The sequence below is a fragment of the Pseudomonas sp. WS 5059 genome, assembly GCF_012985525.1.
GTDB lineage: Bacteria > Pseudomonadota > Gammaproteobacteria > Pseudomonadales > Pseudomonadaceae > Aquipseudomonas.
Genome location: NZ_JAAQWO010000001.1, coordinates 460,699 through 487,586, shown reverse-complemented (window position 1 = coordinate 487,586; position 26,888 = coordinate 460,699). Strand labels below are relative to the sequence as shown.

23 protein-coding genes are annotated in these 26,888 nt (G+C 62.5%); 7 read left to right on the top strand and 16 right to left on the bottom strand.

What is annotated here, in order from left to right:
* Window positions 1-588 (bottom strand): LysE family translocator, encoded by a 588-nt coding sequence (locus HBO12_RS02190; RefSeq protein WP_170041299.1) that lies wholly within the window; start codon window positions 586-588, stop codon window positions 1-3.
* 105 nt (window positions 589-693) lie between these two features.
* Complete coding sequence (locus HBO12_RS02185; protein ID WP_169953230.1) at window positions 694-1,290, bottom strand: NUDIX domain-containing protein; 597 nt, start codon at window positions 1,288-1,290, stop codon at window positions 694-696.
* A gap of 186 nt (window positions 1,291-1,476) precedes the next feature.
* Between HBO12_RS02185 and HBO12_RS02180 the strand changes: the two genes are divergently transcribed.
* Window positions 1,477-2,646 carry a GGDEF domain-containing protein gene (locus HBO12_RS02180; protein ID WP_170041298.1) on the top strand — a complete coding sequence of 390 codons (1,170 nt, stop codon included), beginning with the start codon at window positions 1,477-1,479 and terminating at the stop codon, window positions 2,644-2,646.
* A gap of 74 nt (window positions 2,647-2,720) precedes the next feature.
* Window positions 2,721-3,596, top strand: a complete 876-nt coding sequence (locus tag HBO12_RS02175; RefSeq protein WP_170041297.1) for an alpha/beta hydrolase — start codon at window positions 2,721-2,723, stop codon at window positions 3,594-3,596.
* 243 nt (window positions 3,597-3,839) lie between these two features.
* Here the strand turns inward: HBO12_RS02175 and HBO12_RS02170 are convergent, their stop codons facing one another.
* Window positions 3,840-4,049 (bottom strand): DUF3079 domain-containing protein, encoded by a 210-nt coding sequence (locus HBO12_RS02170; RefSeq protein WP_169953222.1) that lies wholly within the window; start codon window positions 4,047-4,049, stop codon window positions 3,840-3,842.
* Window positions 4,050-4,225: 176 nt separating this feature from the next.
* Here HBO12_RS02170 and HBO12_RS02165 point away from each other — a divergent pair, with 176 nt between their 5' ends.
* The 4 genes from HBO12_RS02165 to HBO12_RS02150 are packed head-to-tail and all read left to right on the top strand — an operon-like array spanning window position 4,226 to window position 7,298.
* The gene (locus tag HBO12_RS02165; protein WP_169953220.1) at window positions 4,226-4,756 is read left to right on the top strand and encodes an iron transporter; all 531 of its coding nucleotides are present in this window, start codon (window positions 4,226-4,228) and stop codon (window positions 4,754-4,756) included.
* Window positions 4,757-5,080, top strand: coding sequence for a cupredoxin domain-containing protein (locus HBO12_RS02160; RefSeq protein ID WP_169953218.1), 324 nt, complete (start codon window positions 4,757-4,759; stop codon window positions 5,078-5,080). It begins immediately after the preceding gene.
* A 17-nt stretch (window positions 5,081-5,097) separates the two neighbouring features.
* Entirely contained in the window at window positions 5,098-5,940 is an 843-nt protein-coding gene (locus tag HBO12_RS02155; protein ID WP_169953216.1) for an FTR1 family iron permease, read from the top strand.
* Window positions 5,941-5,972: 32 nt separating this feature from the next.
* Window positions 5,973-7,298, top strand: a complete 1,326-nt coding sequence (locus HBO12_RS02150) for a 4Fe-4S binding protein (RefSeq protein WP_170041610.1) — start codon at window positions 5,973-5,975, stop codon at window positions 7,296-7,298.
* A 196-nt stretch (window positions 7,299-7,494) separates the two neighbouring features.
* Here HBO12_RS02150 and HBO12_RS02145 read toward each other — a convergent pair whose 3' ends face one another.
* From HBO12_RS02145 to HBO12_RS02085, 13 genes are all read right to left on the bottom strand, one after another.
* Window positions 7,495-9,114, bottom strand: a complete 1,620-nt coding sequence (locus tag HBO12_RS02145) for a methyl-accepting chemotaxis protein (protein WP_170041296.1) — start codon at window positions 9,112-9,114, stop codon at window positions 7,495-7,497.
* 99 nt (window positions 9,115-9,213) lie between these two features.
* Window positions 9,214-9,909 carry an anaerobic ribonucleoside-triphosphate reductase activating protein gene (locus HBO12_RS02140; RefSeq protein ID WP_262376877.1) on the bottom strand — a complete coding sequence of 232 codons (696 nt, stop codon included), beginning with the start codon at window positions 9,907-9,909 and terminating at the stop codon, window positions 9,214-9,216.
* Window positions 9,906-10,061: an anaerobic ribonucleoside-triphosphate reductase gene (nrdD, locus tag HBO12_RS02135; RefSeq protein WP_029291331.1), complete on the bottom strand. Its 156-nt coding sequence runs from the start codon at window positions 10,059-10,061 to the stop codon at window positions 9,906-9,908. The genes HBO12_RS02140 and nrdD overlap by 4 nt, the downstream gene beginning before the upstream one ends.
* A gap of 46 nt (window positions 10,062-10,107) precedes the next feature.
* Window positions 10,108-12,108, bottom strand: a complete 2,001-nt coding sequence (locus HBO12_RS02130) for a ribonucleoside triphosphate reductase (RefSeq protein WP_170041295.1) — start codon at window positions 12,106-12,108, stop codon at window positions 10,108-10,110.
* Window positions 12,109-12,204: 96 nt separating this feature from the next.
* Complete coding sequence (locus tag HBO12_RS02125) at window positions 12,205-13,257, bottom strand: PDDEXK nuclease domain-containing protein (protein ID WP_170041608.1); 1,053 nt, start codon at window positions 13,255-13,257, stop codon at window positions 12,205-12,207.
* Between the two features lie 120 nt (window positions 13,258-13,377).
* Window positions 13,378-14,364 (bottom strand): GTP 3',8-cyclase MoaA, encoded by a 987-nt coding sequence (gene moaA, locus HBO12_RS02120; RefSeq protein ID WP_170041294.1) that lies wholly within the window; start codon window positions 14,362-14,364, stop codon window positions 13,378-13,380.
* Between the two features lies 1 nt (window position 14,365).
* The gene (locus tag HBO12_RS02115; RefSeq protein ID WP_170041293.1) at window positions 14,366-15,280 is read right to left on the bottom strand and encodes a peptidylprolyl isomerase; all 915 of its coding nucleotides are present in this window, start codon (window positions 15,278-15,280) and stop codon (window positions 14,366-14,368) included.
* Window positions 15,281-15,290: 10 nt separating this feature from the next.
* Window positions 15,291-15,968 carry a respiratory nitrate reductase subunit gamma gene (narI, locus tag HBO12_RS02110; protein ID WP_169953205.1) on the bottom strand — a complete coding sequence of 226 codons (678 nt, stop codon included), beginning with the start codon at window positions 15,966-15,968 and terminating at the stop codon, window positions 15,291-15,293.
* The gene (gene narJ / locus HBO12_RS02105; protein ID WP_170041292.1) at window positions 15,961-16,716 is read right to left on the bottom strand and encodes a nitrate reductase molybdenum cofactor assembly chaperone; all 756 of its coding nucleotides are present in this window, start codon (window positions 16,714-16,716) and stop codon (window positions 15,961-15,963) included. The genes narI and narJ overlap by 8 nt, the downstream gene beginning before the upstream one ends.
* 3 nt (window positions 16,717-16,719) lie before the next feature.
* On the bottom strand, window positions 16,720-18,258 hold the full coding sequence (gene narH / locus HBO12_RS02100) for a nitrate reductase subunit beta (RefSeq protein ID WP_170041291.1): 1,539 nt from the start codon (window positions 18,256-18,258) through the stop codon (window positions 16,720-16,722).
* A gap of 1 nt (window position 18,259) precedes the next feature.
* Window positions 18,260-22,033, bottom strand: coding sequence for a nitrate reductase subunit alpha (locus HBO12_RS02095; RefSeq protein WP_170041290.1), 3,774 nt, complete (start codon window positions 22,031-22,033; stop codon window positions 18,260-18,262).
* Between the two features lie 70 nt (window positions 22,034-22,103).
* Window positions 22,104-23,501: a NarK family nitrate/nitrite MFS transporter gene (locus HBO12_RS02090; RefSeq protein WP_169953198.1), complete on the bottom strand. Its 1,398-nt coding sequence runs from the start codon at window positions 23,499-23,501 to the stop codon at window positions 22,104-22,106.
* The gene (locus HBO12_RS02085) at window positions 23,498-24,763 is read right to left on the bottom strand and encodes an MFS transporter (RefSeq protein WP_169953196.1); all 1,266 of its coding nucleotides are present in this window, start codon (window positions 24,761-24,763) and stop codon (window positions 23,498-23,500) included. The genes HBO12_RS02090 and HBO12_RS02085 overlap by 4 nt, the downstream gene beginning before the upstream one ends.
* 310 nt (window positions 24,764-25,073) lie before the next feature.
* Here HBO12_RS02085 and HBO12_RS02080 point away from each other — a divergent pair, with 310 nt between their 5' ends.
* Window positions 25,074-26,879 carry an ATP-binding protein gene (locus HBO12_RS02080; protein ID WP_170041289.1) on the top strand — a complete coding sequence of 602 codons (1,806 nt, stop codon included), beginning with the start codon at window positions 25,074-25,076 and terminating at the stop codon, window positions 26,877-26,879.
* Window positions 26,880-26,888: the final 9 nt, after the last annotated feature.

Genomic DNA, 26,888 nt, shown 5'->3' with positions numbered 1-26,888 from the left:
TCAGCCCAGCAACAGGTACGCCACACTGAGCACCAGCAACAGTGCCATGGCCCGGTTGAACAGGCGCATGCCCTGGGCATTGCTCAGGTAACGACGCAAGAACGTGCCCACATACGACCAGCACGCCACCGACAGGTAGCAAATCACCAGGTACACCGCCGCCAGTTGCCAGACCCGCGTGGCCTCGCCATCGGCCGCAAACAGCCCCATGCCCGCCACGCACGCCAGCCAGGCCTTGGGGTTGAGCCATTGCATGACCGCGCCATACAACATCGACGGCGCAACGCCGGCCTCTTGGGCATCCAGCCGGCCGTCATCGATCGCCAGCTTGTAGGCCATGTACAGCAGGAATACCACCCCACCCCACTGGATGCCCTGGGTCAAGATCGGCCAACGCACCAGCAGTTCGTGCAGGCCCAGGCCGATCAATACCAACAACACCGTGAACCCCAGCGCCGCGCCGGCCACGTGCTTCTGGCTGGCGACAAAACCAAAGCGCGCACCCGAGCCAAGGGCGACGATATTGACGGGGCCGGGGGTGATAGAGGTCGCCAGGGCGAAGGCGGCCATGGACATGAGCACACTCATTGCACTTCCTTTTTGTAATGACAGGGGGACGAGGCCTGTACGCTACGTTCCTGTAGCCAGTGCGTATTGAAGAAAATGCCCCTGCAGGCGCCGGCAAGCCGGCGTCTACGCAAGCGTCAGGGTCGCCTTGAGCAGCCGCAGCTCCAGGTATTGCAGGAGCATGATGGTCTTGCCATCGACAATCTCACCGCGCGTTACCATGGCGATGGCCTCGTCAAACCCCAGCTCCAGCACGTCGATATCCTCGCCCTCCTCTTCAAGCCCGCCGCCCTCGCCCACACGGTCGCCGGGTTGGTACTCACCGATAAAGAAATGAATGCGCTCGGTCACCGAACCGGGGCTCATGAATGCCGAGTAGATTTTCTCGACATGGCCGATGCGGTAGCCGGTCTCTTCCTCGGCTTCCAGGCGGATACGCTCTTCAGGGCTGGCGTTGTCCAGCAGGCCCGCGGCGGTTTCGATCAGGTAGCCGTCGTGGCCATTGACGAAGGTCGGCATGCGGAACTGGCGAATCAGCAACACCGTGCGCTGCAAGGTGTTGTACAGGAGGATGGTCGCGCCATTGCCGCGGTCGTACACCTCGCGGGTCTGGGCTTGCCAACTGCCGTCGCGGCGGCGCAGGTCGAAGCTGTACTTTTTCAGCAGGTACCAGTTGTCCGAGAGCAGCTCTTCGCCGGTGATGCGTACGGGGCTGTTGTCCATGGGAAGTCCTTTTGGTCGCAGGGGGGGCGCAGCATGTCGGGGACGTGCGCTCAACGTCAAGCTGTCCTTAGGCCAGCATTGATCCGCGTTATCCGGCTACAATTGCGCCCTTTCTGCACCGGATGACCGCTTTGGCGTGTGTCTGCCGGGGGTTATCTCGACAGTGCATCTTGCGGGGTCAAGGACATGATGCTGCACATACCGACGCTCTTGATGGTCGCGGTCTTCGTTTTTTGCCTGATGGGCCTGCTCACTGTCCACGCCTGGCACCGTGTGCGCGAGCCCACCCTGGGCTATTTGGGGGTGATGCTGATGCTGGCGTCCCTCGGCACCGCCTTGATCGTGGTGCGCGGCGTGGGCGTGGATTTTGTCGCGCTGGTCCTGGGCAATGTGGTGCTGTTGCTCAGCGCCGCCATGAACTGGACCGCCATGCGCCTGTTCGTCCATGGCAAGCCCTATCTGCCGGGCATCCTCGCAGGCCCGGCGCTGTGGCTGGTGATGTGCCTGGTGCCGCCGTTTTATGGCTCGATGTCCAGCCGGGTGACCCTGTACTCCCTGGTAGCCGCCAGCTATGGCGTGCTGTCGGCGCTGGAGTTGTGGCGCCATCGCCGACACCTGGAAGTAGCCTATCTGCCGGCTGTGGGGCTGATGCTGTTTCACACGACGTTTTACTGCGTGCGCGCAGTGATCGACCCCGGCATGCCGATCAAGAATGAAAACACGCTGGTGGGCGAAGGCGTGCCGTTCTTCTCGTTCATGTTGTTCGAATCGATGCTGTATGCGATCGGCATCGCCTACGTCACCCTGGCGATGGTCAAGGAGCGCGCCGAGCTCAACTTCAAGGCCGCCGCCCTCACCGACGTACTGACCGGTATCGGCAATCGCCGGGCCTTCATGCTGCATGGCGAAAAACTTCTGGCCGACAGCCAGCAACACGGCAAGCCGGTGACTTTGCTGTTATGCGACCTCGACTATTTCAAGCGCCTCAACGACAGTTTCGGGCACCCCATGGGCGACCAGGCGTTGATTGCCTTCAGCCAACTGACCTCGTCGATCCTGCGCAAGCACGATCTGTTCGCGCGCATCGGCGGCGAAGAGTTTGCCTGCCTGCTGGCCGATACCGATGAGCAAGGCGCCGTGCAGGTCGCCGAACGCATTCGCCAGCGGTTTGCCGAACTGGACCTGCTGGCGCCGGGGTTCCTCAGTGTGAGTATCGGGGTGGTGACCACCACTGCGGGCTGCCACGCTCTGTCGCGGCTGTTGTCCCAGGCAGACCAGGCGCTGTACCGCGCCAAGGACCAGGGACGCAACCGCGTGCAGACCGCCTGCAACACTTTGCAAGCAATCGCTCCCTGACGGCTGTCTGAATAATCCCTTCACTGACAAGGCATCTGGTAAAAATCCTGCTTTGCGCCTGTCCTGGAACCGCCATGTCCTCACGTTTTCTCTCACGCCTGCGTCTGCCCCTGCTGTGCATGGCACTGCTGATCCTGGGCCTGCCGGTGGGGTGCAATGTGCTGCAACACAAGGAGCGGGAACTGGTGTTTCGTATCGAGCCCGGTACTGCCAGTTGGTATCGCGGCCTGCCCAGCGATGTGCAGGAGTTCGAACTCAAGCCGGCCAGCTTCAAGTCCGGGCAGAGCCTGCATGGCTGGTGGTGGCCGGCGGCGAAAAAAGACGCACCGGCGATCCTCTACCTGCACGGGGTGCGCTGGAACCTCACCGGCCAGTTGTTTCGCATCGAGCAACTGCACGCCCAGGGCTACTCCGTGCTGGCCATCGACTACCGGGGCTTTGGCCAGAGCCGGGGCGACCTGCCATCAGAAACCAGCGTTTACCAGGATGCACGGATTGCCTGGGAGCGCTTCCAGGTGCTGCAACCGGACCCGGGCAAGCGCCTGATCTACGGCCACTCCCTGGGCGGCGCCGTAGCCATCGACCTCGCGGCCGAACTGGGTCAGCAGGCAGCCGCGCAACAGCTGCCGCCACCGGTACGTGGGCTGGTGATCGAATCCACCTTTACCTCCCTGGCCGATGTTGCGGCGGCGGTGGCCAACACCTCGCTGCCGGTGCGCTGGTTGCTGTCGCAGAAGTTTGATTCCATCGACAAAATCGCCGATATCCACATGCCCTTGCTGGTGGTACACGGCCTCGATGACCGCTACGTACCGCCGCGTTTCAGCCAGCAATTATTTGATGCCGCCCAAGAGCCCAAGCATTTGCTGCTGGTGCCGGGAGCCAGCCACAACAACAGCCTGAGCCTGGGGGGGCGCAGCTATCGCCAGGCACTGCAGGGTTTGCTGTAAAAGTGCGAATCCGGCACCGATTTCAACGATGCGTGTCAAGCGCAAGCCGCGCGCCAAAAGGCTTGCAAACGATCCTGATCAAATATTGACCGCAGCTAGAATCGCCAGTGCTGCCGGGGCCACGCAAGGTTATCCACAGAGATACCCACGGTTTTCGTGGACAACTCTTTTTGCATTTAACCGTTTTTTATCCGCCACCACCTGCATACCCGGCAACGGCGCCGCACATTGCCCCCTTCGCGGTCAGTTGCCCTGCGGCACCTTATCCGTGGCAATCGGCAACTCAATGCCCCAGTCGCCATGCAGGTACCAGTCCTCGCCGATCATCTCGGCCGGATGCATGGTGCGGTCGGCGCCGTTGCCGCAGGCCAGCGCAGTGGTCGCGCAATAACGGTCGCAGCCCCAGCAGATACGCTCGGGGTGTTTGGGGTTGAGCGGGAACGGCTTGGCCATGAGTAGGCTCCACAGCGGTGGGCGGTGATTTGATCCTACGGCCAGCGCCTGCCCACAGCCTTGACCAACGTCAAGAATGGTTGTGGCCACAGACCTGGAAACTTGACGGGAATCATTATTATTTACAGCAAAGCTTTCTAGACTCGGCTTCTCATTTGCCCTGTCAGGAAACACCCATGCGCATCCCCTTCACGCTGTCACTGGCCCTGCTGCTGTCGACTGGCGCGGCCGTCGCCAAGGAATACCCGATCGGCGAACCACAAATGTGTCCCGGCCTGGAAGTCGGCGCGGTCTATCTGCAACCAATCGAAATGGCGCCACCGGGCATGATGCGCGCCACTGCCGATTCGGATGTGCACCTGGAGGCCGACATCCGCGCCACCGCCGACAACCAGCAGGGCTTCCAGGAAGGCAGTTTCGTACCCTACCTGAACGTAACGTTCCGCCTGCAGAAACAAGGCGGTGCCAGCCCGATCATCGGTGAATTCCACGCCATGGTGGCCAACGACGGGCCGCACTACGGCGACAACGTCAAACTGCTCGGCCCTGGCAAATACCAACTGACCTTCACGGTGATGCCGCCCAGCGGTCATGGCTCACTGGGGCGGCATACCGACAAGGAAACCGGCGTAGCCCCTTGGTTCGAGCGCTGCGAAGTGCATTACGAATTCGTCTATGCGGGGATCGGCAAGAAAGGCGGTTACTGAATGCGCAATCCCCTCGCCCTGTGCGCGCTGCTGGCCTGTGGCACGGCTCTGGCAGCGCCCTTGCCCACCTATGAATTAACCCTGCAAGACGGCCACTTCAACCCGGCGCAACTCAAGGTGGCGGCCGGCCAGCGCTTCAAGATCGTGCTGAAGAATATCGGCCAGGGCCCGGCCGAGTTCGAGAGCACGCCGCTGCGCGTGGAAAAAGTGCTGTCGCCGGGGGTGACCACCTTTGTCGTGATCCACCCGCTCAAGCCCGGCGCCTATCCGTTTTTCGACGAATTCAACTCACAGCTGCCCGAGGGCAGCATCCTCGCCGAATAACGGCCCGGGAGCATTAGATGAATCAATCGATGTTTATCGTCTGGCGAGAAAGCGTCGAGGCGTTGCTGGTGATCGGCATTCTCCAGGCCTGGATCAGCCAACAGCCCGAGGGCTCGCGCCTGGGGCGCTTCCTGTGGGCCGGCGTGGCGCTGGGCCTGCTGTGTTCCGCCGGGTTGGCCGGCTTGATGCTGTGGGCCGGCGAAGCCATGAGCGGCCCCAGCGGCGAATGGTTCCAGGCCGGCATGACCTTGCTGGCAAGCCTGTTGATGGTACAGATGGTGTTCTGGATGCACCGCCACGGGCCAAACCTGCGCCATACCCTGCTGCGCGACGCCGACCAGCGCGCGGCGCGCCAGGGCGGCCTGGGGTTGTTGTTGCTGGCGTTGTTGGCGGTCAGCCGCGAAGGCAGCGAAAGCGTGGTGTTCCTGTACGGTGCCGGTGCCCAGCTACACGGCCCGGCACTGGGCCTGTTCGCCGTTGGCGGCGTGCTCGGCCTGGTGTTGGCCGGACTGACGGTGATGCTGCTGCGCAGCACGCGGCGGCTGATCTCCTGGTCGCGGTTTTTTGCTCTCAGCGAGGTGCTGTTGCTGCTGTTGGCGGCTGCCCTGCTGGTGGCCGCCGTGGAACGTATTGGCGGGCAGCTGTTGGCCATGGACATGCCCGATTGGGTCTACACCCTGGTGGGCGAAGCCTGGTGGGACAGCACTGCCCTGCTCAGTGACAGCCACGGCCTGGGCGCAGTGCTCGCCGGCTTTGCCGGGTACCGCGCGACGCCCAGCGCAGTCACCCTGCTGGTGCTGGCAGGCTATTGGCTGCTGGTCGGCCAAGGGCTGTATCGCGCCCGACGAGCGCCGTTGTGAACAGCCCCTGGCTGCAACGCCTGGGGGATGGCATGTGCCGCCATGGGCGGTTGATTCGCGGCGTGCAATGGGCGGTAGTGCTGTTCTACGCAGGACTGCTGGTCGTGCCCGCGTTGCTCGCGCTGCCCAGCAGCCAGGCGCGCCTGCTGGACAACCTGACCCTACTGGCACAGTTCCTGTTCTGGGGTGTGTGGTGGCCGTTCGTGGTGCTGTCCATCGTGCTGTTTGGCCGTGTGTGGTGCGGCGTGCTCTGCCCCGAAGGCTCCTTGAGCGAATGGGCCAGCCGCCATGGGCGCGGCCTGGGTATCCCCAACTGGATCCGCTGGGGCGGCTGGCCTACCGTGGGTTTCTGCCTGACCACCCTCTACGGCCAACTGATCAGTGTGTACGACTACGCCCAGGCCGCCTTGCTGATCCTCGGCGGCTCAACGGTGGCCGCAGTGCTGGTGGGCCTGCTGTTTGTGCGCGGCAAACGGGTGTGGTGCCGCTACCTGTGCCCGGTCAGCGGTGTTTTCGCCCTGCTCGCGCGCCTGGCGCCGGTGCACTTCCAGGTCGACGAGCAACGCTGGAAAGCCAACGACGGTCCGCGCCTGCCCTTGCCCAACTGCGCGCCGCTGCTGGACATCCGCCGCCTGCAAGGCGCCAGCGATTGCCACGCGTGCGGGCGCTGTAGCGGGCAACGCGGCGCGGTGCAGTTGATTGCCCGCTCGTGCAACAACGAAATCCTCCAGGCCCCGCGCAAACCCGCGCAGCCCTGGGATACGCGCTTGTTGCTATTTGGAGTGATCGGCCTGGCGATGGGCGCCTTCCAGTGGACCGTCAGCCCTTGGTTCATCACGTTCAAACAGTTCGTCGCACAGTGGCTGGTGGAACACGATTGGCTATGGCCGTTGCAGGACAGCGCGCCCTGGTGGTTGTTGACTCATTATCCCCAGGCCAACGACAGCTTCAGTTGGCTGGATGGCTTTTGCATCGTCGTGTACCTGGGCGCCAGCAGCCTGTTGATCGGCGGCGCATTGATGGGGCTGGTGCGCCTGGCCGCAGGCTTGAGTGGGGACCGTGCACGGTATTGGGCCCTGGCGCTGACCTTGACGCCCCTTGGCGGTGCGGGGCTGTTCCTCGGGCTGTCGGCAACCACGGTGAAGTTGTTGCGTTATGAAGGGTTGTTACTGGAATGGGTGCAACCGGCGCGCGGCGCATTGCTGGCCGGGGCTGTCGCTTGGTGTGTGTGGCTGGCGTGGCAACAGTTGGCCGACACACCCTTGGCGCGACGCTGCGCGGCCTCGGCTTGCCTGCTACTGGCTAATGGGCTGGTGGCGTATGGCTGGTGGCTACAGTTCTGGGGCTGGAGCCTGTAGAACACCGTTCAATTAAGCGAACGCGATGCTCAAAGCAGCGAAGATCAAATGTGGGAGCGGGCTTGTCGGATCGCCGCATCGCCGCGAAGGCGTCGGCCCAGCAACCATTGATGTTGACTGACCCACTGCTTTCGCGAGCAAGCCCGCTCCCACAGGGGATCTGCGCTTAACTGAACGACATTAGGGAGGCCCAGCGCTAAACGCGGAACCTGGCGACCGTCAGGTGCAACTCGCTGGCCATCTGTGCCAATTCATGCCCCGCCGTATCGGTATGCCGGGCCCCCAGCAACACCTGCTCGGACAGGTTGCGAATGCCCACCAGGTTGCGATCCACCTCCCGCGCCACCAGTGCCTGCTCTTCAGTGGCGCTGGCGATCATCAGGTTGCGTTCGTTGATCTGCGAGATCGACTGGGTAATCGCTTCCAGGGCTTCGCCCGAACGCTGTGCCACGCCCAAGGTGGCCCGTACCAGGTCACTGCTGCCCTGCATCGCGGTCACGGCCTGTTCGGTGTCTTGGCGGATATTGCCGATCATCTGCTCGATCTCCTGGGTCGAGGCCTGGGTGCGATGGGCCAGGGCCCGCACCTCATCGGCCACCACCGCAAACCCGCGCCCGGCGTCCCCGGCCCGTGCCGCTTCGATGGCCGCGTTGAGCGCCAGCAGGTTGGTCTGGTCGGCAATGCTGCGGATTACTTCCAGCACGCCACTGATGTCCTGCACCCGCCCGGCCAGTTGCTGGATCCGCACCGAGGTGCCACTGACGCCGTCGGCCAGGGTGTTGATCGAGGCGACCGTTTCCTGCACTTGATCGCGCCCCAACTGGGCGGTCTGCGCCGACAAGCGCGAGGCTTCACTGGTGCTCACCGCATTGCGCGCCACTTCATCGACCGCCGCCGTCATCTCGTTGACCGCCGTGGCGGCCTGTTCGATCTCCATGCCTTGCAACTGCAAGCTGCTGCTGGTCTGGCTGCTGACCGCGCTCAACTCCTCGGAAGAGCTGGCCACACGATCCACTGACGCGGCGATCTGGCGCACCATTTCGTTGAGGTTGTGCTGCATCTGCTGCATGTTTTTCATCACGCTGCCGTCAGCGCTGCCCGCCGTTGGTACCGGGGTGGTCAGGTCGCCCTGGGCAATCTGGCTCAACACACGGGCGGCCTCGTCGGGCTCACCGCCCAGGGGCCGGGTCACGCTGCGGGTGACAATCACCGCTGCCGCCACCACCAGGGCCACGCACAGCAGGAACAGCCCGAGCATGTTGCGCCGTGCCTCGCTGTACAGGGTCTGCGCCGCGTGTTCGCGCTCGGTAAAGATCTGCCCCTGCAGGGCCATCATCGCCTCCAGGCTCTTGAAGACGGCCTGCTCGGCAGGTTGTACGTTCTGCTTGAGCTGCGCCACACCCTCGGCATGGGCGCCCTGGCGGATCAGCGCCTGCACCTGGGTAAAGGCGCCGACATAAGCTTCGCGACGCTGTTTCAGATCGGCATAGGCCGCCTGGCCCGTCGGCGTGTTGAACAATGGCTCCAACTGGGTGAAGGCATCGGTGATGCGTTGCCGGGTGGTGGCAATGGCCTGTTGCGCGGCCTGGTTGTCCTGGTCGATCAGCAAGTCACGGGTGTTGCGGCCGTTGTCGCGCACACCAGTGGCAATCACCATGATCGGGGCGATTTTCGGCCAGTCCTGCTGCACGATCAGTTCCGATTGTTCCTTAAGGGTGCCCAGGTCGTGCAGGGCATAGAACGCCATGCCAGCCAGGGCCAAGGGTGCGATGGCAAAGCCGATCGCGATGCGGCGGGCGGTGGTTAATCGAGTCATGTCATAAGCTCCCTGATGAATACCTGCCCACGAGGGGCAGCATCTTTGATAATCCGGTGGGAGTTCAATCGCCACGCTTGAAAGGGCTCCGCGAAGGGATCAGCCCCGTAAAACAAATGCCGGGAACAATGCCCGCATTTTCTCCCATAGTTCAGGCAGCAAGGCCTGTGCCGAAACGCTCGGCAGTTGCTCATCGAGCATGCGCGCGGTGCGCACCAACTGTACGGCGAAGCGCTTGACTCCCCGTTCTTGCAAACGCTGGGCCAGCTGCAACAGGCGCTGCGGGTCGATCAGGTGCCAATGCACGGTGGTGCGGCATTCATAGTCCACGCCGCTGTGCAGCAGCAGGTCGAGGCTGCGCCAATTGGCGGCGCCGCTGCCCTTGACCTGGGTGATCAACTGGCAGTCCTCGGCCAGGGCCTTGACGTCGAAGCCAACCCAGTCGGCATGGGCCAGGGCATGGCCGAACGCACCGGGCTTGATCCCGGCACTGTGCAGACCGATACGAAAACCCATCTCGCGCACTTCGTCCATGGCGGCCGGCAGGCCTTCCTGCAAGGTCGGTTCACCACCGCTGAACACCACGGCGTCCAGCAGGTCCTGGCGGCGTTGCAGAAACAGCAAAACCCGGCGCCAATCCACCTCATCGCTGCCGCGAGGGGGGATCAGGTCCGGGTTATGGCAATACCGACAGCGCCAGGCACAACCCTGGCAAAACAGCACGCAGGCGAGCATGCCGGGGTAGTCGAGGGTGGTCAGGGGCACCATGCCCCCGACCCGTAGCGCTCGACTCATTGGCGCCCGGCCGCAGCGGCACTTTCGGTAAAGTGCGCGCGCTCACGGTGCTCCGATTGTTTGCCGGGGTTAAAGGCCGAAACCGGTCGGTGGTAACCCATGACACGGGTCCAGACTTCACAGCGTTGGCGTTGTGGCTGGGTGGTTTGCATGGTGAATCTCCTTGGGGTTGGAATACGTTGGGCCCTTGGCCCGCTCCTACAGGGTTTTGTCGAGGGCTATAACCTCGTCGCACTTGGGGCAGAATTCATGTTCGCCTGCCAGGTAGCCGTGTACCGGGCAGATGGAGAACGTCGGCGTCACCGTCAGGTACGGCAGGCGGAAGCGCCCCAGGGCCTTGCGTACCAGTTGCTTGCAGGCCTGGGCCGAGGAAATCTGTTCGGCCATGTACAGGTGCAGCACGGTGCCGCCGGTGTATTTGCATTGCAGCTCGTCTTGCAGCTCCAGGGCTTCGAAGGGGTCTTCGGTGTAGCCCACCGGCAGTTGCGAAGAGTTGGTGTAGTAAGGCGCGTCAAGGCTGCCGGCCTGGAGGATCGCGGGGAAGCGCTTGAGGTCTTCCTTGGCAAACCGATAGGTGGTGCCTTCGGCCGGCGTGGCTTCCAGGTTGTACAGGTGGCCGGTGTCTTCCTGGAAGCGCAGCAACGTGGCGCGCACATGGTCCAGCACCTGCAACGCAAACTCGCGGCCACGGGCGGTATGCGTGCCCTCCTCGTCTCCGGTGAAGTTGCGCAGCATCTCGTGCATGCCATTGAGGCCGATGGTGGAGAAGTGATTGCGCAAAGTGCCCAGGTAGCGCTTGGTGTAGGGATACAGACCGGCGTCCATGTGGTGCTGGATCACCTTGCGCTTGACCTCCAGGCTCTCCATCGCCAGTTCCATCAAGTGGTCCAGGCGCTGCAACAGGCCACTGGTGTCGCCCTTGAACAGGTAACCCAGGCGCGCGCAGTTGATCGTCACCACGCCCAATGAACCGGTCTGCTCCGCCGAGCCGAACAACCCGCCGCCACGCTTGAGCAACTCGCGCACGTCCAACTGCAAGCGGCAGCACATCGAGCGCACCTGGTTGGGCTGCATATCCGAGTTGAGGAAGTTCTGGAAGTACGGCAGGCCGTAGCGCGCGGTCATCTCGAACAGGCGGTCGGCGTTTTCACTGTCCCACGGGAAGTCATGGGTGATGTTGTAGGTGGGGATCGGGAAAGTGAACACCCGACCCTTGGCGTCACCCGCCTGCATCACTTCGATATAGGCGCGGTTGATCAGCTCCATTTCCGCTTGCAGGTCACCGTAGGCAAACGGCATTTCTTCGCCACCGATGATCGGGATCTGCTCGCGCAAATCCTCGGGGCAAACCCAGTCGAACGTCAGGTTGGTAAACGGCGTTTGCGTGCCCCAGCGCGACGGCACGTTGAGGTTGTAGATGAACTCCTGCACCGCCTGGCGGATCTCGGGGAACGTCAGTTGATCCTTGCGCACAAAGGGCGCCAGGTAGGTGTCGAACGAGCTGAACGCCTGGGCGCCGGCCCACTCGTTCTGCAGGGTGCCGAGGAAGTTGACCATCTGCCCCAGGGCACTGCCCAGGTGCTTGGGCGGCCCGGCTTCGACGCGGCCGGGCACGCCATTGAGGCCTTCGTGCAGCAGGGTGCGCAGGGACCAGCCGGCGCAGTAGCCAGCGAGCATGTCCAGGTCATGGATATGCAAGTCCGCCTCGCGATGGGCCTGGCCGATCTCCTGGCTGTAGACCTCGTCCAGCCAGTAATTGGCGGTGACCTTGCCCGACACATTAAGCACCAGCCCGCCCAGGGAATAGCCCTGGTTGGCATTGGCCTGCACCCGCCAGTCTTCACGGTCGAGGTACTCGTTCATCGACGTAGCGACCTCCACCAGGGTCTTGCGATCCCGGCGCAGGCGCCCATGCTGCTCGCGGTAGACGATATAGGCGCGCATCGCCATAAAGTACCCGGCATCCATCAAGACCCGCTCGACACTGTCCTGGATCTGCTCCACATCCAGCCGGGTGATCCCACGCAACCGGGCGAGCACTGCGCCCAACAACAGGTCGACCTCGGCGTCCTGATACTCGCCGGTGGCGTTACCGGCGGCGATCATCGCCTGGCGGATTTTCTCGGCGTCAAAGGCGACCTGAGTGCCATCGCGCTTGTGTAGGCGGGTACTGACCAGCGGGCTTGAGGTGATCTGCATTGGGGGCTCCAAACACTACATATAGATTTAATAGTTAGTATAAACACAATATGCAGTGATGGTACGCAGTGAACGGGGACTTGCAATTGATCAGGGTCAAGTTTGCGAAGACGTATCGTCACAGGCCAGTTCACGTTCAATCTGTTCAATGCTGGGCAAGCTGATTTGGAGTTCTGCCGGGAGGGAGTCGACCAACTGGTACTCCGCCACCCCGATGGGTCGAGCGCTGTCACGCAAGGCATATTCAGCCACTATCTTGTTTTTGCTTTTGCACAGCAGCAGGCCAATGGTGGGGCTGTCTTGTGGGTGCTTGAGTTGGGCATCCACGGCCGCGAGGTAAAAACCCAACTGCCCCAGATGCTCTGGTTTGAACTTGCCGGCCTTGAGTTCGATAGCGACGTAACAGCGCAGTTTCAGGTGATAAAACAGCAGGTCAATAAAGAACTCCTCGCCGCCCACATCCAGCAGTACCTGCTTGCCGACAAAGGCAAAGCCTGCCCCCAACTCCAGTAGAAAGTCGGTGACATGCCTGATCAGTGCGCTTTCGATCTCGCGCTCCTGCGCGTCCAGGGTCAGTCCCAGAAAGTCGAAACGATAGGGATCTTTCAGCGACTCGCGGGCCAGGTCCGACTGGGGCTTGGGCAGCAGGGTTTCGAAGTTGCTGACAGCATTGCCACTGCGCTCGAGCAAACGAGTCTCGATCTGCATGACCAGAATGTTGCGTGACCAGTTGTGTTCAATGGCTTGGGCGGCGTACCAGCGGCGGGTTTCGGGGCCGGGTAGCTTATCGAGCAGCGCTAATTGGTGATACCAAGGCAATTGTGCAAGCACCCCTTGCACAAACTCAGCGTCCGGCCAGGCTTCAGCAAATGCGCGCATGTACTTGAGGTTACGCGGCGAAAAACCTTTCATATCAGGAAAAGCCGAACGCAAATCCCGCGCCAGACGCTCAATGACTTTGGCTCCCCACCCCTGCTGCGCCTGTCGGGTCAATATGTCCTGGCCAATCTGCCAGTACAGCAGCACAAGCTCGCGGTTTACCGCCAGAGATGCACGCAGTTGGGCAGAGTGGATGCGGTTTTTCAGTTCTTTCAACCAGTCGCCATATCCCTCAGGTGGTGTGGTGAGGCCATCATCTGATCGATTCATTCCGGGTTCCTTGTCGATATTGCACGTTGTAGAAACCGGCAATGGTAACGACCAAAAAAAGCCACGCGGGCCAGCACAATGCCCTTGATACAAAACAATGGGAACTACTGTTGGCCAGCCTCACCCCCCACTCATATTCATAAACCGCACCACCTGCACCTCGCCCTGCCCGGTGAAATCATGGCGCGATGGCTTGCCCCGCAACGCCTTGTGCAGTGCCTCCACAAGCGGCCGGTCGTCCAGCGGGTAGCGGCGCAACAACGCACGAAAATCCACCGCATTGTCCTGCCCCAGGCACAGCAGCAACTGCCCCTCCACTGTCATCCGCACCCGGTTGCAGCTGGCACAGAAGTTATGGGAGTTGGGCGAGATAAAGCCTATGCGCGTGCGCGGATGCCGGGCCAGGCGCACGTAGCGTGCCGGGCCGCCGCTGTTTTCGGTGCTGTCGAGTAAGCCATGATGCTCGGCGATCACCGCCCGCACCTGCTCGCTGGAGCAAAAGGATTCGCCCCGCGAGCGCCCCACATCCCCCAGCGGCATCTCTTCGATAAAGCTGATATCGATGCCCTGGTCGATGGCGTACTGCACCAGCGCCGGGACTTCATCGAAGTTGCGTCCCTTCATTACCACGCAGTTGAGCTTGACCCGCTCGAACCCGGCATCCTGCGCCGCCTCGATGCCGTCCAGTACCTGGCGCAGGTCACCGTTGCGGGTGATCGCGCGAAAGCGTTCGGGATCGAGGCTGTCGAGGCTGATGTTCATGCGCTTGACTCCGGCCTCCACCAGCGGCCGCGCCAGGCGGCCCAGTTGCGAGCCGTTGCTGGTCATCACCAGTTCGCGCAGGCCGGGCAACGCAGCGATATGGCGGCACAGCTCGACAATGCCCGGACGGATCAGCGGCTCGCCCCCGGTCAGGCGGATCTTGCGCACACCCTGGCTGACGAACACCGTCGCCAGCCGTTGCAGTTCCTCCAGGGTCAGCACCTGCTGGCGCGGCAGGAAGGTCATATTTTTCGCCATGCAATACACACAGCGAAAATCACAACGATCGGTCACCGACAGCCGCAGGTAGTCAATGGAACGGCCCACACCATCCACCAGGCTCATGTCACTGCACCAACGGCGAGTCGGCGCCCTGCAACGCGATGCCACGCACATCGGCCGCGCCAATCAGGGTTTGCAGGTATTGCACCAGGGCCTTCTGCCACACCCCTTGCTGCAACTGGGTGCGGATCGCCGTGGCCACCGCCTCGTACGGCAGCGGCTGGCCTTCGATGCGCTGATCGACGCAGATCACATGCCAGCCGTAGCGACTTTCCAGAGGCTTACTGGCCAGGCCCGGTGCCAGGGTGAACAACTGGCGCTCCAACTCCGGCACGGTCTGGCCCTTGCTGACTTGCCCGAGCGAGCCGCCCTGGGCCTTGGACGGGCACGCCGAATACTTCAGCGCCAGTTCGCCAAAGGCACCGGGCGACTCTTCCAGGCTCAGCAACAGCACCTCGGCCTGGGCATGGGCCTGATGGCGCGCCTCGGCATCGTCCGGCGCACACTCCAGCAAAATATGCCGCACGGCCAGCAACGGCGCGCTGTGAAAGCGCCCGCGATTGCTCTCGAAGTAGCGCACACAGGTGGCCTCATCGCAGTCCGGCACCGTCACTTCGCGCTCCAGCAACAGGCGGGTCGCCGCCTCTTCCTCGTTCTCGCCGGCGCCGACTTGCAGTTGCACACCCAGCTCGCGGATCCGCTGCTGCAACAGCTCACGAATCACCAGCGCGCGGGCGGCGAGAAACACCGCCTCCTCGCGGCTTTCGGCCGGGTGATATTGCAACTCCTGGGCCATATTTTCCGGGGTGATCAGCACCCCGTTGACGCTGACAATCGGCCATTCCTGCTCGCTGCTGGCGATCAGTTGCGGCTCAACCGCCACCTCGACCTCGGGCACCACCACGTCCACAGCCTTGGCCGAAGAACTGCAACCGCCACCGCCAGCACCGCCGCCACCACATCCGCATCCTGTAGTCATGACGTTCTCCTCACTTCTGCCGCACGATTTGATAACGACGACCCAAGTACCAGATCGGCGCGCTGACCATATGCACCAGCCGGGTAAACGGGAACAACACAAACAGGGTCAGGCCCAGCGCCACGTGCAACTTGTAGATCAGGCTGACCGGGGCAATCGAAGCTGCCGCTTCCACCGGCCGCAGCAACACCACGTTCTGCGCCCAGTCCGCGAGCATCACCATCACCGAGCCGTCCATATGCCCGGTCGAGGCGACGATGGTCAGCAAGCCCAGCACCAGCTGCGCCAGCAACACCAGCAGGATCAAGATGTCCGACGGGCTCGACGTAGCTCGAACCCTTGGGTCGGTGAGGCGGCGCTTGACCAGCATCAGCAGGCCCACCAGGCACAGCAGGCCGAAGAAGCCCCCGGAGACCATCGCCAGCAGTTGCTTGTGCTCGGTGCTGATCACATGGTGATAGATCGACGCCGGGGTCAGCAGGCCGACAAAATGCCCGGCCAGCACGAACAGCACGCCGATATGGAAGAAGTTGCTCGCCACGCGCATCCCACGGTTATTGAGCATCTGGCTGGAGCCGGCCTTCCAGGTGTACTGGGACAGGTCAAACCGCGCCCAACTGCCCAACAGGCAAATGGCCAGGGCGACATACGGATACACGCCAAATACCAGCAAATTCCACTTAGACATTACCCACCTCCTTGGCTGGCACGGCGGCCAGCCCCTCGTGCTGAAAATCCACCCAGTGCAAGGGCACCGCACTTTCTTCGCGGGCCTTGCCCGGTGCGCTGGGCATTGCGCTGCAACGGTCCTGCTGCTCGGCCTGCATAAAGTCCACGGCCTCCTCTTCCCAGACCTTGTCCAGGGCTTCGAGGGAGTCGTCGCGTACTTCGGCGGCAACCTGGGCACGCAACTCGGCAATCGCCTGGTGCGGCTCGGCGCCGCTGATCTGCAACAGCGCACGGAAACAACTGGCGTAAGCGCTTTCACGCTCATCCAGGCGCGCCGCCAGCAGGGCCAGCAGGTGCGCCACATCCGCCAGTCCCTCGCGGGCCTCGATGTCTTCGCGGGTGGACAAAAACTCCAGGTACAACGGGATGTAGTCCGGCAGCTCCTTGACGCCAATGGCAAACCCGGCTTCCTGGTACTGGGCCATCATGTCGACCATGGCCTGGCCACGGTCCCGCGACTCGCCATGCACGTGTTCGAACAACAGCAGCGACAGCGAGCGGCCCCGGCCGAACAGCGCGCCGTAATGCTCCTGGCCATCCATCAGGTCATTGCTGCAGATCAGCTCCAACAGCTCGAACAGCGCGCCACGTTGCTTGGGGCTGATTTCCCGCGATTCGATAATCGCCTGCTCCAGTTCATCGCGGCCGTTCACCAGGGTTTCGGTGGGATAGTCGAGCAGCAACGAGATCACTTTAAGAATGCGCATGGCTCAGTCCTCCCAGATCTGGACGGTTTTCAGCACGTCGCGGCGGTTGGCCTTCTTGGCGCCGAACATGTTGGTATCGGAGCTGCCACTGCAGCCGCTGCCGAAGCTGAAACCACAGCCGGAACGCTCGGCAAACGCATCGCTCATCGCGTCTTCACGGTGCGCGCTGGGCACCACAAACCGGTCCTCGTAGTTGGCAATCGCCAGGTAGCGGTACATCTCTTCCACCTGGGCCACGCTCAGGTCCACGTCGGCCAGCACTTGCAGGTCCTCGACGCCGTCCACTTGCTGCGAGCGCTTGAAGGCGCGCATGGCCAGCAGGCGTTTCAGCGCACGCTTGACCGGCTTTTCGTCACCGGCAGTCAGCATATTGGCCAGGTAACGCAGGGGGATGCGCAGGCTGTCGACATCCGGGATCACCCCGTTCATGCCCACGGTGCCGGCGGCAGCTGCGTTCTGGATCGGCGAGAGTGGCGGCACGTACCAGACCATCGGCAAGGTGCGGTATTCCGGGTGCAGCGGCAGCGCGAGCTTCCAGTCCACGGCCATTTTGTACACCGGCGAACGCTGGGCCGAGTCGATCACCGACTGCGGTACACCATCGGCCAGGGCCTGGCGGATCACCGCCGGGTCATTCGGGTCGAGAAAGATTTCCAGCTGCTTGTCGTACAGGTCGTGCTCGTTGGCGGTGCTGGCGACTTCGCTGATGCGGTCGGCGTCATACAGCAGCACACCGAGGTAGCGGATGCGCCCGACGCAGGTTTCAGCGCAGACGGTAGGCATACCGGCTTCGATCCGGGGGTAGCAGAAGATGCACTTCTCGGATTTGCCGCTCTTCCAGTTGAAGTAGATTTTCTTGTACGGGCAGCCGCTGATGCACATGCGCCAGCCGCGGCATTTTTCCTGGTCGATCAGCACGATGCCGTCTTCTTCACGCTTGTAGATCGCACCGCTGGGGCACGACGCCGCGCACGCAGGGTTCAGGCAGTGCTCGCACAGGCGCGGCAGGTACATCATGAAGGTGTTTTCGTACTCGCCATAAATGTCGGCCTGGATCTGGTCGAAGTTCTTGTCCTTGCGGCGCTTGGCGAACTCGGTGCCGAGGATTTCTTCCCAGTTGGGGCCCCACTCGATTTTTTCCATGCGCTTGCCGGACACCACCGAACGCGGGCGTGCGGTCGGTTGGTGCTCGCCCAAAGGCGCGGTGTGCAGGTGCTGGTAGTCGAAGTCGAACGGCTCGTAGTAGTCGTCCAGGCTCGGCAGGTCCGGGTTGGCAAAGATGTTCGCCAGCACGCGGAACTTGCCACCGATGCGCGGGTTGATCGAGCCGTTGGCGTTGCGGATCCAGCCGCCCTTCCACTTGTCCTGGTTTTCCCACTCCTTGGGGTAGCCGATGCCCGGCTTGGATTCAACGTTGTTGAACCACGCGTATTCCATGCCTTCGCGGCTGGTCCATACGTTTTTGCAGGTGATCGAGCAGGTGTGGCAGCCGATGCACTTGTCCAGGTTCAGGACCATGCCGATTTGTGAGCGGATCTTCATCTCAGTTCTCCTCGATATCGGTCGGCAATGGACGCGGCAGATCATCACCGCTGGAACCATCGAGCCAATCGACCTTGACCATCTTGCGCACCACCACGAATTCATCGCGGTTGCAGCCGACTGTGCCGTAATAGTTGAAACCGTAGGCCTGCTGGGCATAGCCACCGATCATATGGGTCGGCTTGAGCACCACGCGGGTCACCGAGTTGTGGTGGCCGCCACGGGTCTTGGTGGTTTCCGAACCCGGTACGTTCACGATGCGTTCCTGGGCGTGGTACATCATCACCATGCCTTCCTTGACCCGCTGGCTGACCACCGCACGGGCGGTCAGCGCGCCGTTGACGTTGAAGCACTCGATCCAGTCGTTGTCCTCGATCCCGGCGCGCTTGGCGTCGATTTCCGAGAGCCACACAATCGGGCCGCCACGGCTCAAGGTGAGCATCAGCAGGTTGTCGCTGTAGGTGCTGTGGATCCCCCATTTCTGGTGCGGCGTGATCCAGTTCAGGACGATTTCGGTCTCGCCATTGCTGCGCTTGTCCTTCACCCCTTCGATGGTGCGGGTGTTGACCGGTGGCCGGTAGCTCATCAGTTGCTCGCCGAACGCCTGCATCCACGGGTGATCCTGGTAGAACTGCTGGCGGCCGGTGATGGTGCGCCATGGGATGTTTTCATGGACGTTGGTGTAGCCGGCGTTGTAGCTCACGTGCTCGTCTTCCAGGCCCGACCAGGTGGGGCTGGAGATGATCTTGCGCGGCTGCGCCTGGATATCGCGGAAGCGGATCGCTTCGTGGGCCTTGGAAATCGCCAGGTGGCTGTGGTCGATGCCGGTGAATTCCGACAGCGCCGCCCAGGCCTTCAAGGCGACCTTGCCGTTGGTTTCCGGAGCCAGGGACAGAATCACCTCGGCCGCATCAATTGCCGTGTCGATTTTTGGCCGGCCGTGGCTGATGCCCGCGTCACCTTCGTGGTGGTTGAGTTCGCCAAGGAACTCGACTTCCTCGTCGGTATTCCAGTTGATGCCCTTGCCACCGTTGCCGAGTTTTTCCAACATCGGGCCCAGCGATGAGAACTGCTTGTAGATGTTCGGGTAATCCCGTTCCACCACCGCCATGTTCGGCGCATTCTTGCCCGGTACCGGCGCCACGCCGGCGCTTTTCCAGTCAGTGCCGCCAAACGGCTGGGCCAGTTCACCAACGCTGTCATGCATCAACGGCACGGTCACCAGGTCTTGCTCCACGCCCAGGTGGCCGACCGACATGACCGAGAACGCCTTGGCGATGCCTTTGTAGATCTCCCAGTCCGAACGCGATTCCCACGCCGGATCAATCGCCGCCGACAGCGGGTGAATGAACGGGTGCATGTCCGAGGTGTTCATGTCGTCTTTTTCGTACCATGTTGCAGTCGGCAACACGATGTCGGAATACACGCAGGTCGAGGACATGCGGAAGTCCAGGGTGGTCACCAGGTCCAGCTTGCCGATGGCGCCGTCTTCGACCCACTCGGCCTCGGTTGGCTTGCATTCGGTGCTGTGGCCGATGTCTTCGTTCATCACCCCGTTCTTGGTGCCGAGCAGGTACTTGAGCATGTACTCGTGGCCCTTGCCCGACGAGCCGAGCAAGTTGGAGCGCCAGATAAACATGTTGCGCGGGAAGTTCACCGGGCTGTCCGGCTGCTCGCAGGCAAAGCGCAGGCTGCCGTCCTGCCAGGATTTGACCACGTAGTCTTTGGGGTCCATACCGGCTGCCGCCGCGTCGCGGCAGATGTGCAACGGGTTGGTATTGAGTTGGGGTGCGCTGGGCAACCAGCCGGCGCGTTCGGCGCGGATGTTGTAGTCCAGGGCGTGCTCGGGGAACTGCGACTTGTCGGCCAGCGGCGAGAGGATGTCGTGCATGCTCATCTTCTCGTGGCGCCATTGCGAGCTGTGGCCGTAGAAGAAGCTGGTGCCGTTCATCTGGCGCGGCGGACGGTTCCAGTCCAGGCCGAATGCCAGGGGCAACCAGCCGCATTGCGGCCGCAGTTTTTCCTGGCCCACGTAGTGCGCCCAACCGCCGCCGGTCTGGCCGACACAACCGCAGAGCATGAGCATATTGATCAGCCCGCGGTAGTTCATGTCCATGTGGTACCAGTGGTTCATTGCCGCGCCGACGATGATCATCGAGCGCCCACGGGTCTTGTCGGCGTTGTCGGCAAACTCACGGGCGATCTGGATCGCCTTCTCGCGGCTGACCCCGGTGATTGCTTCCTGCCAGGCTGGCGTGCCCGGTACGCTGGCGTCGTTGTAGTCCTTGGCCACGTTGCTGCCGCCCAGGCCACGGTCGATGGCCAGGTTGGCCGCCGACAGGTCGAACACCGTCGCCACTTTGGCCACCGTGCCATCGGCCAGGGTCACGCTGTGCACCGGCACCCGACGGAACTGCACGGCGTCACCGGCCACGTGCTGGAAGTAGTCGTGGGCTTCACCGGCAAAATACGGGAACGCCACTTCGGCGACGTCCTCGCCGATCAGGCTCAGCTTGAGGTCGATCTCGCGGCCTTCACCGCCTTCTTTGGCCAGGATGTTCCACTTGCCCTTCTCGCCCCAGCGATAGCCGATGGCGCCTTGTGGTGAGACCAGTTCGCCGCTTTCGTCGAGGGCGATGGTTTTCCATTCCGGATTGTTGTCCTGGCCGAGGTTGTCCACCAGGTCCGAGGCGCGCAGGAAGCGGTCCGGCTGGAAGCCTGCGCCCGGGGCGAAGCCGGTCATGGGCTTGAGCATTACCAACACCGGCAAGTCGGTGTAGCGCTTGGCGTATTCGGTGAAGTACGCGCTCGGTTTATCCAGGTGAAATTCCTTGAAGATCACATGGTTGAAGGCCTGGGCCAGTGCCGCGTCGGTGCCCTGCTTGGGGTTGAGCCACAGGTCGGTGAGCTTGGCTACTTCCGAATAGTCAGGCGTGATGGCCACGGTCTTGGTGCCCTTGTAGCGCACCTCGGTGAAGAAGTGCGCGTCCGGGGTCCGGGTCTGCGGGACGTTCGAGCCCCAGGCAATGATGTAGTTGGAGTTGTACCAGTCGGCCGATTCCGGCACGTCGGTCTGCTCGCCCCAGACCATCGGCGAGGCTGGCGGCAAGTCGCAGTACCAGTCATAGAAACTCAGGCACACGCCGCCGATCAGCGACAGGTAACGCGAACCTGCGGCGTAGCTGACCATGGACATGGCCGGGATCGGCGAGAAGCCGACGATGCGGTCCGGGCCGTATTGCTTGATGGTGTAGACGTTGGACGCGGCGATGATTTCGTTGACTTCATCCCAGTTGGAGCGGATGAAGCCGCCCATGCCACGCTTGCTTTTATAGGAGTCGGCCTTGGCCTTGTCCTCGACAATGCTCGCCCAGGCCTCGACCGGCGACAGCGTCAGGCGCGCCTCGCGCCACAGCTTGAGCAATGGCTTGCGGATCTTCGGGTACTTCAGGCGGTTGGCGCTGTAGATGTACCAGCTGTAGCTCGCGCCACGGGGGCAGCCGCGCGGCTCGTGGTTAGGCAGGTCGTTGCGGGTACGCGGGTAGTCGGTCTGCTGGGTTTCCCACGTGATCAGGCCGTTCTTCACGTAGATCTTCCACGAGCACGAGCCGGTGCAGTTCACCCCGTGGGTGGAGCGCACGATCTTGTCGTACTGCCAGCGCGAACGGTAGACGTTCTCCCAGTCGCGGGACTCCTTGCGGGTCTCGCCGTGACCTTCGGAGAATTCGTCTTGCTTGCGATTGAAGAACCGCAGTTGATCGAGTAAATGACTCATGGTGCTTTCCTCTCAGGCTTGCCGCGGGGTTCTGTGCCCCGCCCACGCAAGGTTTGAATTCGGGGTCGACTCAGCAGGGGGTCTCGGCGCCTTTGCGCGCATACCACCACCAGGTCACGACGATGCAGGTCAGGTAGAAGCCGACAAACATGTAGAACGCCATGGCCGGGCTGCCGGTGTAGGCCATGGACGAGCCAAAGGTCTTGGGGATGAAGAACGCACCGAAGGCACCCATGGCCGAGCTGAAGCCCAGCACGGCGGCCGATTCCTTGCTGGCATCCTTGAGGGCTTGCTCACGCACGGCGGCGGGTTTGCCGGCGCTGGCTTTTTCATGCTGGGTGCGGAAGATCACCGGGATCATGCGGAAGGTGGAGCCGTTGCCGATGCCGGTGGTGATGAACAGCAGCATGAACATGCCGAGGAAGCCGTAGAAGCTGCCGCCCTCGCCGTTCAGGGGCAAAAAGTGCAGGACGCCGAACACCATCACGATCATCAGCACGAAGTTCCACAAGGTCACCCGCGCACCGCCCAGCTTGTCGGCCAGCCAGCCGCCCAATGGGCGCACCAGGGCACCTACCAGCGGGCCGAGGAAGGCGAATTTCAGGGCGTTGACGTCTGGGAACGAGGTCTTGATCAGCATCGGGAAGGCGGCCGAAAAGCCAATGAAGGAACCGAAGGTGGCCAGGTACAACCAGCACATCAGCCAGTTGTGCTTGCGCTTGAAGATCACCGCCTGCTCGCTGAACGAAGCGCGGGCGCTGGACAGGTCATTCATGCCGAACCAGGCAAACAGGGTCACGGTGATGATGAACGGCACCCAGATAAACCCGGCGTTCTGCAACCACAACTGGCTGCCATCTTCCAGGGTCTGTGGCTGGCCGCCGAGCAGGCCGAACACGCCGAAGGTAATCACCAGCGGCACACAGAACTGCATCACCGACACCCCCAGGTTACCCAGGCCGGCGTTCAGGCCCAGGGCCGTGCCTTGCTGGGACTTGGGGTAGAAGAAGCTGATGTTGGACATGCTCGAGGCGAAGTTGCCGCCACCGAAGCCGCACAACAGCGCGATCAATACAAACACGCTGTAGGAGGTGCTCGGGTCTTGTACCGCGAAGCCCATCCACAGTGATGGAATCAGCAGCGACGCGGTGCTCAGGGCCGTCCAGCGGCGGCCACCGAAGATCGGCACCATGAACGAATAGAACACGCGCAACGTGGCGCCAGACAGGCCCGGCAACGCCGCCAGCCAGAACAATTGGTCAGTGGTGAAGCTGAAACCGATGGCGTTCAGGCGCACGATCACCGTGCTCCACACCATCCACACAGCGAAGGCCAACAGCAGCGCCGGGATCGAGATCCACAGGTTACGGGTCGCGGTCTGCTTGCCGCTGGCGCCCCAGAACGCCGGGTCTTCAGGGCGCCAGTCGTGGATCACCGGGCCCGAGTCGGGCTTTTGCGCGATAGTCATGCGGATTCTCCTTGGAGAGGCTGGGCCGCCGCTTTACCAAGCAGCGGTTGCTTGCGGATTTCGCTGAAGTACATCCAGGTCAGGGATACCCAGACCACGCCGTACATCAACATGAAGCAGGAGGAGCGCACGCCGGTGAGGTCCACCAGGGCGCCGAACATGATCGGCAGGACAAAGCCGCCAAGGCCGCCCGCCAGGCCGACGATGCCGGACACCGCGCCCATGTTTTGCGGGTAGTCATTGGCGATGTACTTGAACACCGAGGCCTTGCCGAAGGCGAAGGCGATGCCCATCACAAACAGCAGCACGGTGAACAGGGTGGCATTGAGGCCGATATGAAAATCCAGCGGGCCGTTGACGGTCTGCACCTGCAATTGGGTCTGCGGGTAGCTGAGCAGGAACAGGCAGATCCAACTGACCCACAACACCCACCAGGTCACGCTCTGTGCGCCCCAGCGGTCGGACATCCAGCCGCCCACAGCGCGCAGCACGCCACCGGGCAGGGAAAAACACGCGGCCAACAGCGCAGCGCTTTGCAGGCTGAAGCCGTATTCCTGCACGTAGTACTTGGTCGCCCACAGCGCCAGGGCCACGTAGCCACCGAACACAATCGAGTAGTACTGGCAGTAGCGCCACACGGCCGGGTCCTTGAGGCACAGCAGTTGTTCGCGCAAGGTGGCGCCACCGGCACTGCGGTGGGCCTTGTTCTCGCTGGTGAGGAACCAGAACAGCAGCGCGGTGATAAACAAGATTGCGCTGAACACCTTTGGCACCAGGTGCCAGGTACCCAGGGCGATCAGCGCCGGCGCCAGAAACTTGGTCACCGCCGCCCCCGCGTTACCAGCGCCGAACACGCCCATGGCAAAGCCCTGGTTGTCCTTGTCGAACCACTTGGCGACGTAGGCGATGCCCACCGAAAACGAGCCGCCGGCCAGGCCGACAAACAGCCCCAGCACGAGGAATTGCCAGAAGGCGGTGGCGTAGGTGATCAGGTACAGCGGCAGCACGCAGGCGAGCATCAAGACAAAGAACACGATGCGCCCGCCGAAGCGGTCAGTCAGCAGGCCCAGGGGCAGGCGCACCAGGGAGCCGGTCAGTACCGGGGTGGCGGCCAGCAGGCCGAACTGGGTTTCGTTGAGTTGCAGCAGCTCTTTGATCGGCACGCCGAGCACGGCGAACATCATCCAGACCATAAAGCACACGGTGAAGGCCAGTGTACTCATGCCCAGCACCAGGCCCTGTCTTACACGGGGTTGAGTCACGGTTTGCGCTCCCAGAAGTGATTCCATGAGCGCAGGTTAGGGGCGACGTCCTCCAGGAACTTGACCCAGATCAACGTCCACCTGGGGGGTATTGGCCTATGCTTGGCCCATCTACCTCTTAAGAGGTAGACCAAAAAACAAGAGAAAGTCTTTATTTATCAATGGATTGGTCTCTTGTGCCGGCTTTTTCCCGTGGGAGGGTTCGCCGGCAACTCTTTAGAGGTAGTGCGCCAGGGAATGCAGAATCCAATACTGTTTCCTATGCCAGGTGCCGCCATGCTGTTGTCCTTACCCCTTCGATTACGCCGTGATGTTTAACTGGCTGCGCAGCTCCCTGCCCGCACGCGCCGGTGTCGCGGTGATCCTGATTGCGATCCTGGCCCTGGCCAGTTCCCTGAGCGCCGGGCTGATCGCCTGGTTCAGCCAGGGCGACGGCGCGGCCATCAACACCGCAGGCTCGGTGCGCATGGAGACCTACCACCTGAGCTGGAAACTCGCCGACCACGCCCCCGCCGACGAGATCCTGGCCATCACCCAGAGCCTGCAACGGCGCCTGGACAGCCAATCCTTGAAAGCGGTGCTCGAAGACGGCCCCCACAGCGCCCTGCAACAGAGCTACCGGCAGATCCAGCAACACTGGAACCAGGAACTGCGCCCGGCCATCGAGCGCGGCGACGGCGCGCTCTTTCGCGAGCGCGCACCGGCCTTTGTCGAGCAACTGAACCAGTTCGTCAGCCTGTTGCAGCAACAGAGTGAGCACAAACAAGGCTGGCAACAGCTGATCCAGGGCCTGGCGCTGTTCAGCACCCTGATCATCCTGCTGCTGGGGCTGTATGAGTTGCAGTACGGCGTGGTCACGCCCTTGAAGGAACTGGTGGACGCCACCCGGCGCTTTCGTGAGGGTGATTACCAGACCCGGGTCAATCACCGCTCCCAGGACGAACTGGGGCAACTGGCCCTGAGCTTCAACACCCTGGCCGAAACCATCGAGCAATCCCATCGCACCCTGGAAAGCCAGGTGCAGCACAAAACCCTCAACCTGCAACAGGCCAACGCCGCCCTGGAACTGCTCTACGAGAGCAGCCGCAGCCTGGCCACGCGCCTGGCCAACGCCGAAGGCCTCGACGAATTGATTCGGCGTTTCCAGAAACGCCTGCCGGGCCTGCGCCTGTCGCTGTGCCTGCAAGGGCACTTCCTCGCCCCGGCGCAGCAGATGCTCGCGCTGCATGGCGGCAACAGCCGCAACGTCTGCGCCATCGGTGACTGCGCCACCTGCGAGCGCCACCACGTGGCCCCGCCCCAGGTGTTCAGCATCAGCAACCAGGGCGCGGAACTGGGCGAACTCAAGGCGCATTTTGTCGACGGCCATGCCCCCCAAGCCTGGGAGCAACAACTGATCCAGGCCCTGGCCAACCTGATTGGCACCTCGCTGTCCCTCAAGCGCCAGCGCGAGCAGGACCACCGTTTATTGCTGCTGGACGAACGCACCATCATCGCCCGCGAGCTGCATGATTCCCTGGCCCAGGCCCTGTCCTATATGAAGCTGCAAGTCAGCCGCATGCAGACCCTGCTGCGCCGCGACGAACCCAAGGCCACCCTGGAAACCGTCACCGGTGAACTGCGCGAAGGCCTGAACAACGCCTACCGGCAATTGCGTGAGTTGCTCACCACCTTTCGCCTGCAAATCCACGATGCCGGGCTGGTCCAGGAGCTCAAAGACACCGCCGAGGAGTTCTCGCGGCGTGGCGAGTTCCAGGTGCACCTGCATGTGGATGCCCTGGCCTTCCAACTGTCGGCCAGTGAACAGATCCACCTGTTACAGGTAACCCGCGAAGCGCTGTCCAACTGCCTGCGCCATGCCCACGCCGAAAACGCCTGGCTGCAACTGCGCCAGAACGGCGAAACCGTGAGCCTGAGCATTGAAGACGATGGCCGCGGCTTCAGCGAGCCGGTGGACCAGCGCGAACACCACGGCCTGACCATCATGGACGAACGCGCCCGCAGCCTGCACGGTCAACTGGACATTTCCTCCCGCGAGCCCCAGGGCACCCGGGTGCACTTGCTGTTTCGCCCGGAATTCCTCGGGCACTCTTTACCAGAAGGTAGCTTGTCATGAACACGGCGC

Bases quoted from the DNA above. Each gene is read 5' to 3' on its own strand.
- HBO12_RS02155 (WP_169953216.1), top strand. From the start codon at position 5,098: ATGAATCAATCGATGTTTATCGTCTGGCGAGAAAGCGTCGAGGCGTTG.
- HBO12_RS02080 (WP_170041289.1), top strand. From the start codon at position 25,074: ATGTTTAACTGGCTGCGCAGCTCCCTGCCCGCACGCGCCGGTGTCGCG.
- HBO12_RS02140 (WP_262376877.1), bottom strand. From the start codon at position 9,909: ATGAGTCGAGCGCTACGGGTCGGGGGCATGGTGCCCCTGACCACCCTC.
- HBO12_RS02190 (WP_170041299.1), bottom strand. From the start codon at position 588: ATGAGTGTGCTCATGTCCATGGCCGCCTTCGCCCTGGCGACCTCTATC.
- HBO12_RS02170 (WP_169953222.1), bottom strand. From the start codon at position 4,049: ATGGCCAAGCCGTTCCCGCTCAACCCCAAACACCCCGAGCGTATCTGC.
- HBO12_RS02095 (WP_170041290.1), bottom strand. From the start codon at position 22,033: ATGAGTCATTTACTCGATCAACTGCGGTTCTTCAATCGCAAGCAAGAC.
- HBO12_RS02130 (WP_170041295.1), bottom strand. From the start codon at position 12,108: ATGCAGATCACCTCAAGCCCGCTGGTCAGTACCCGCCTACACAAGCGC.
- HBO12_RS02175 (WP_170041297.1), top strand. From the start codon at position 2,721: ATGTCCTCACGTTTTCTCTCACGCCTGCGTCTGCCCCTGCTGTGCATG.
- HBO12_RS02145 (WP_170041296.1), bottom strand. From the start codon at position 9,114: ATGACTCGATTAACCACCGCCCGCCGCATCGCGATCGGCTTTGCCATC.
- HBO12_RS02090 (WP_169953198.1), bottom strand. From the start codon at position 23,501: ATGACTATCGCGCAAAAGCCCGACTCGGGCCCGGTGATCCACGACTGG.
- nrdD (WP_029291331.1), bottom strand. From the start codon at position 10,061: ATGCAAACCACCCAGCCACAACGCCAACGCTGTGAAGTCTGGACCCGT.
- HBO12_RS02150 (WP_170041610.1), top strand. From the start codon at position 5,973: ATGTGCCGCCATGGGCGGTTGATTCGCGGCGTGCAATGGGCGGTAGTG.
- narH (WP_170041291.1), bottom strand. From the start codon at position 18,258: ATGAAGATCCGCTCACAAATCGGCATGGTCCTGAACCTGGACAAGTGC.
- moaA (WP_170041294.1), bottom strand. From the start codon at position 14,364: ATGAGCCTGGTGGATGGTGTGGGCCGTTCCATTGACTACCTGCGGCTG.
- HBO12_RS02115 (WP_170041293.1), bottom strand. From the start codon at position 15,280: ATGACTACAGGATGCGGATGTGGTGGCGGCGGTGCTGGCGGTGGCGGT.
- HBO12_RS02165 (WP_169953220.1), top strand. From the start codon at position 4,226: ATGCGCATCCCCTTCACGCTGTCACTGGCCCTGCTGCTGTCGACTGGC.
- HBO12_RS02180 (WP_170041298.1), top strand. From the start codon at position 1,477: ATGATGCTGCACATACCGACGCTCTTGATGGTCGCGGTCTTCGTTTTT.
- HBO12_RS02185 (WP_169953230.1), bottom strand. From the start codon at position 1,290: ATGGACAACAGCCCCGTACGCATCACCGGCGAAGAGCTGCTCTCGGAC.
- narI (WP_169953205.1), bottom strand. From the start codon at position 15,968: ATGTCTAAGTGGAATTTGCTGGTATTTGGCGTGTATCCGTATGTCGCC.
- narJ (WP_170041292.1), bottom strand. From the start codon at position 16,716: ATGCGCATTCTTAAAGTGATCTCGTTGCTGCTCGACTATCCCACCGAA.
- HBO12_RS02125 (WP_170041608.1), bottom strand. From the start codon at position 13,257: ATGAATCGATCAGATGATGGCCTCACCACACCACCTGAGGGATATGGC.
- HBO12_RS02160 (WP_169953218.1), top strand. From the start codon at position 4,757: ATGCGCAATCCCCTCGCCCTGTGCGCGCTGCTGGCCTGTGGCACGGCT.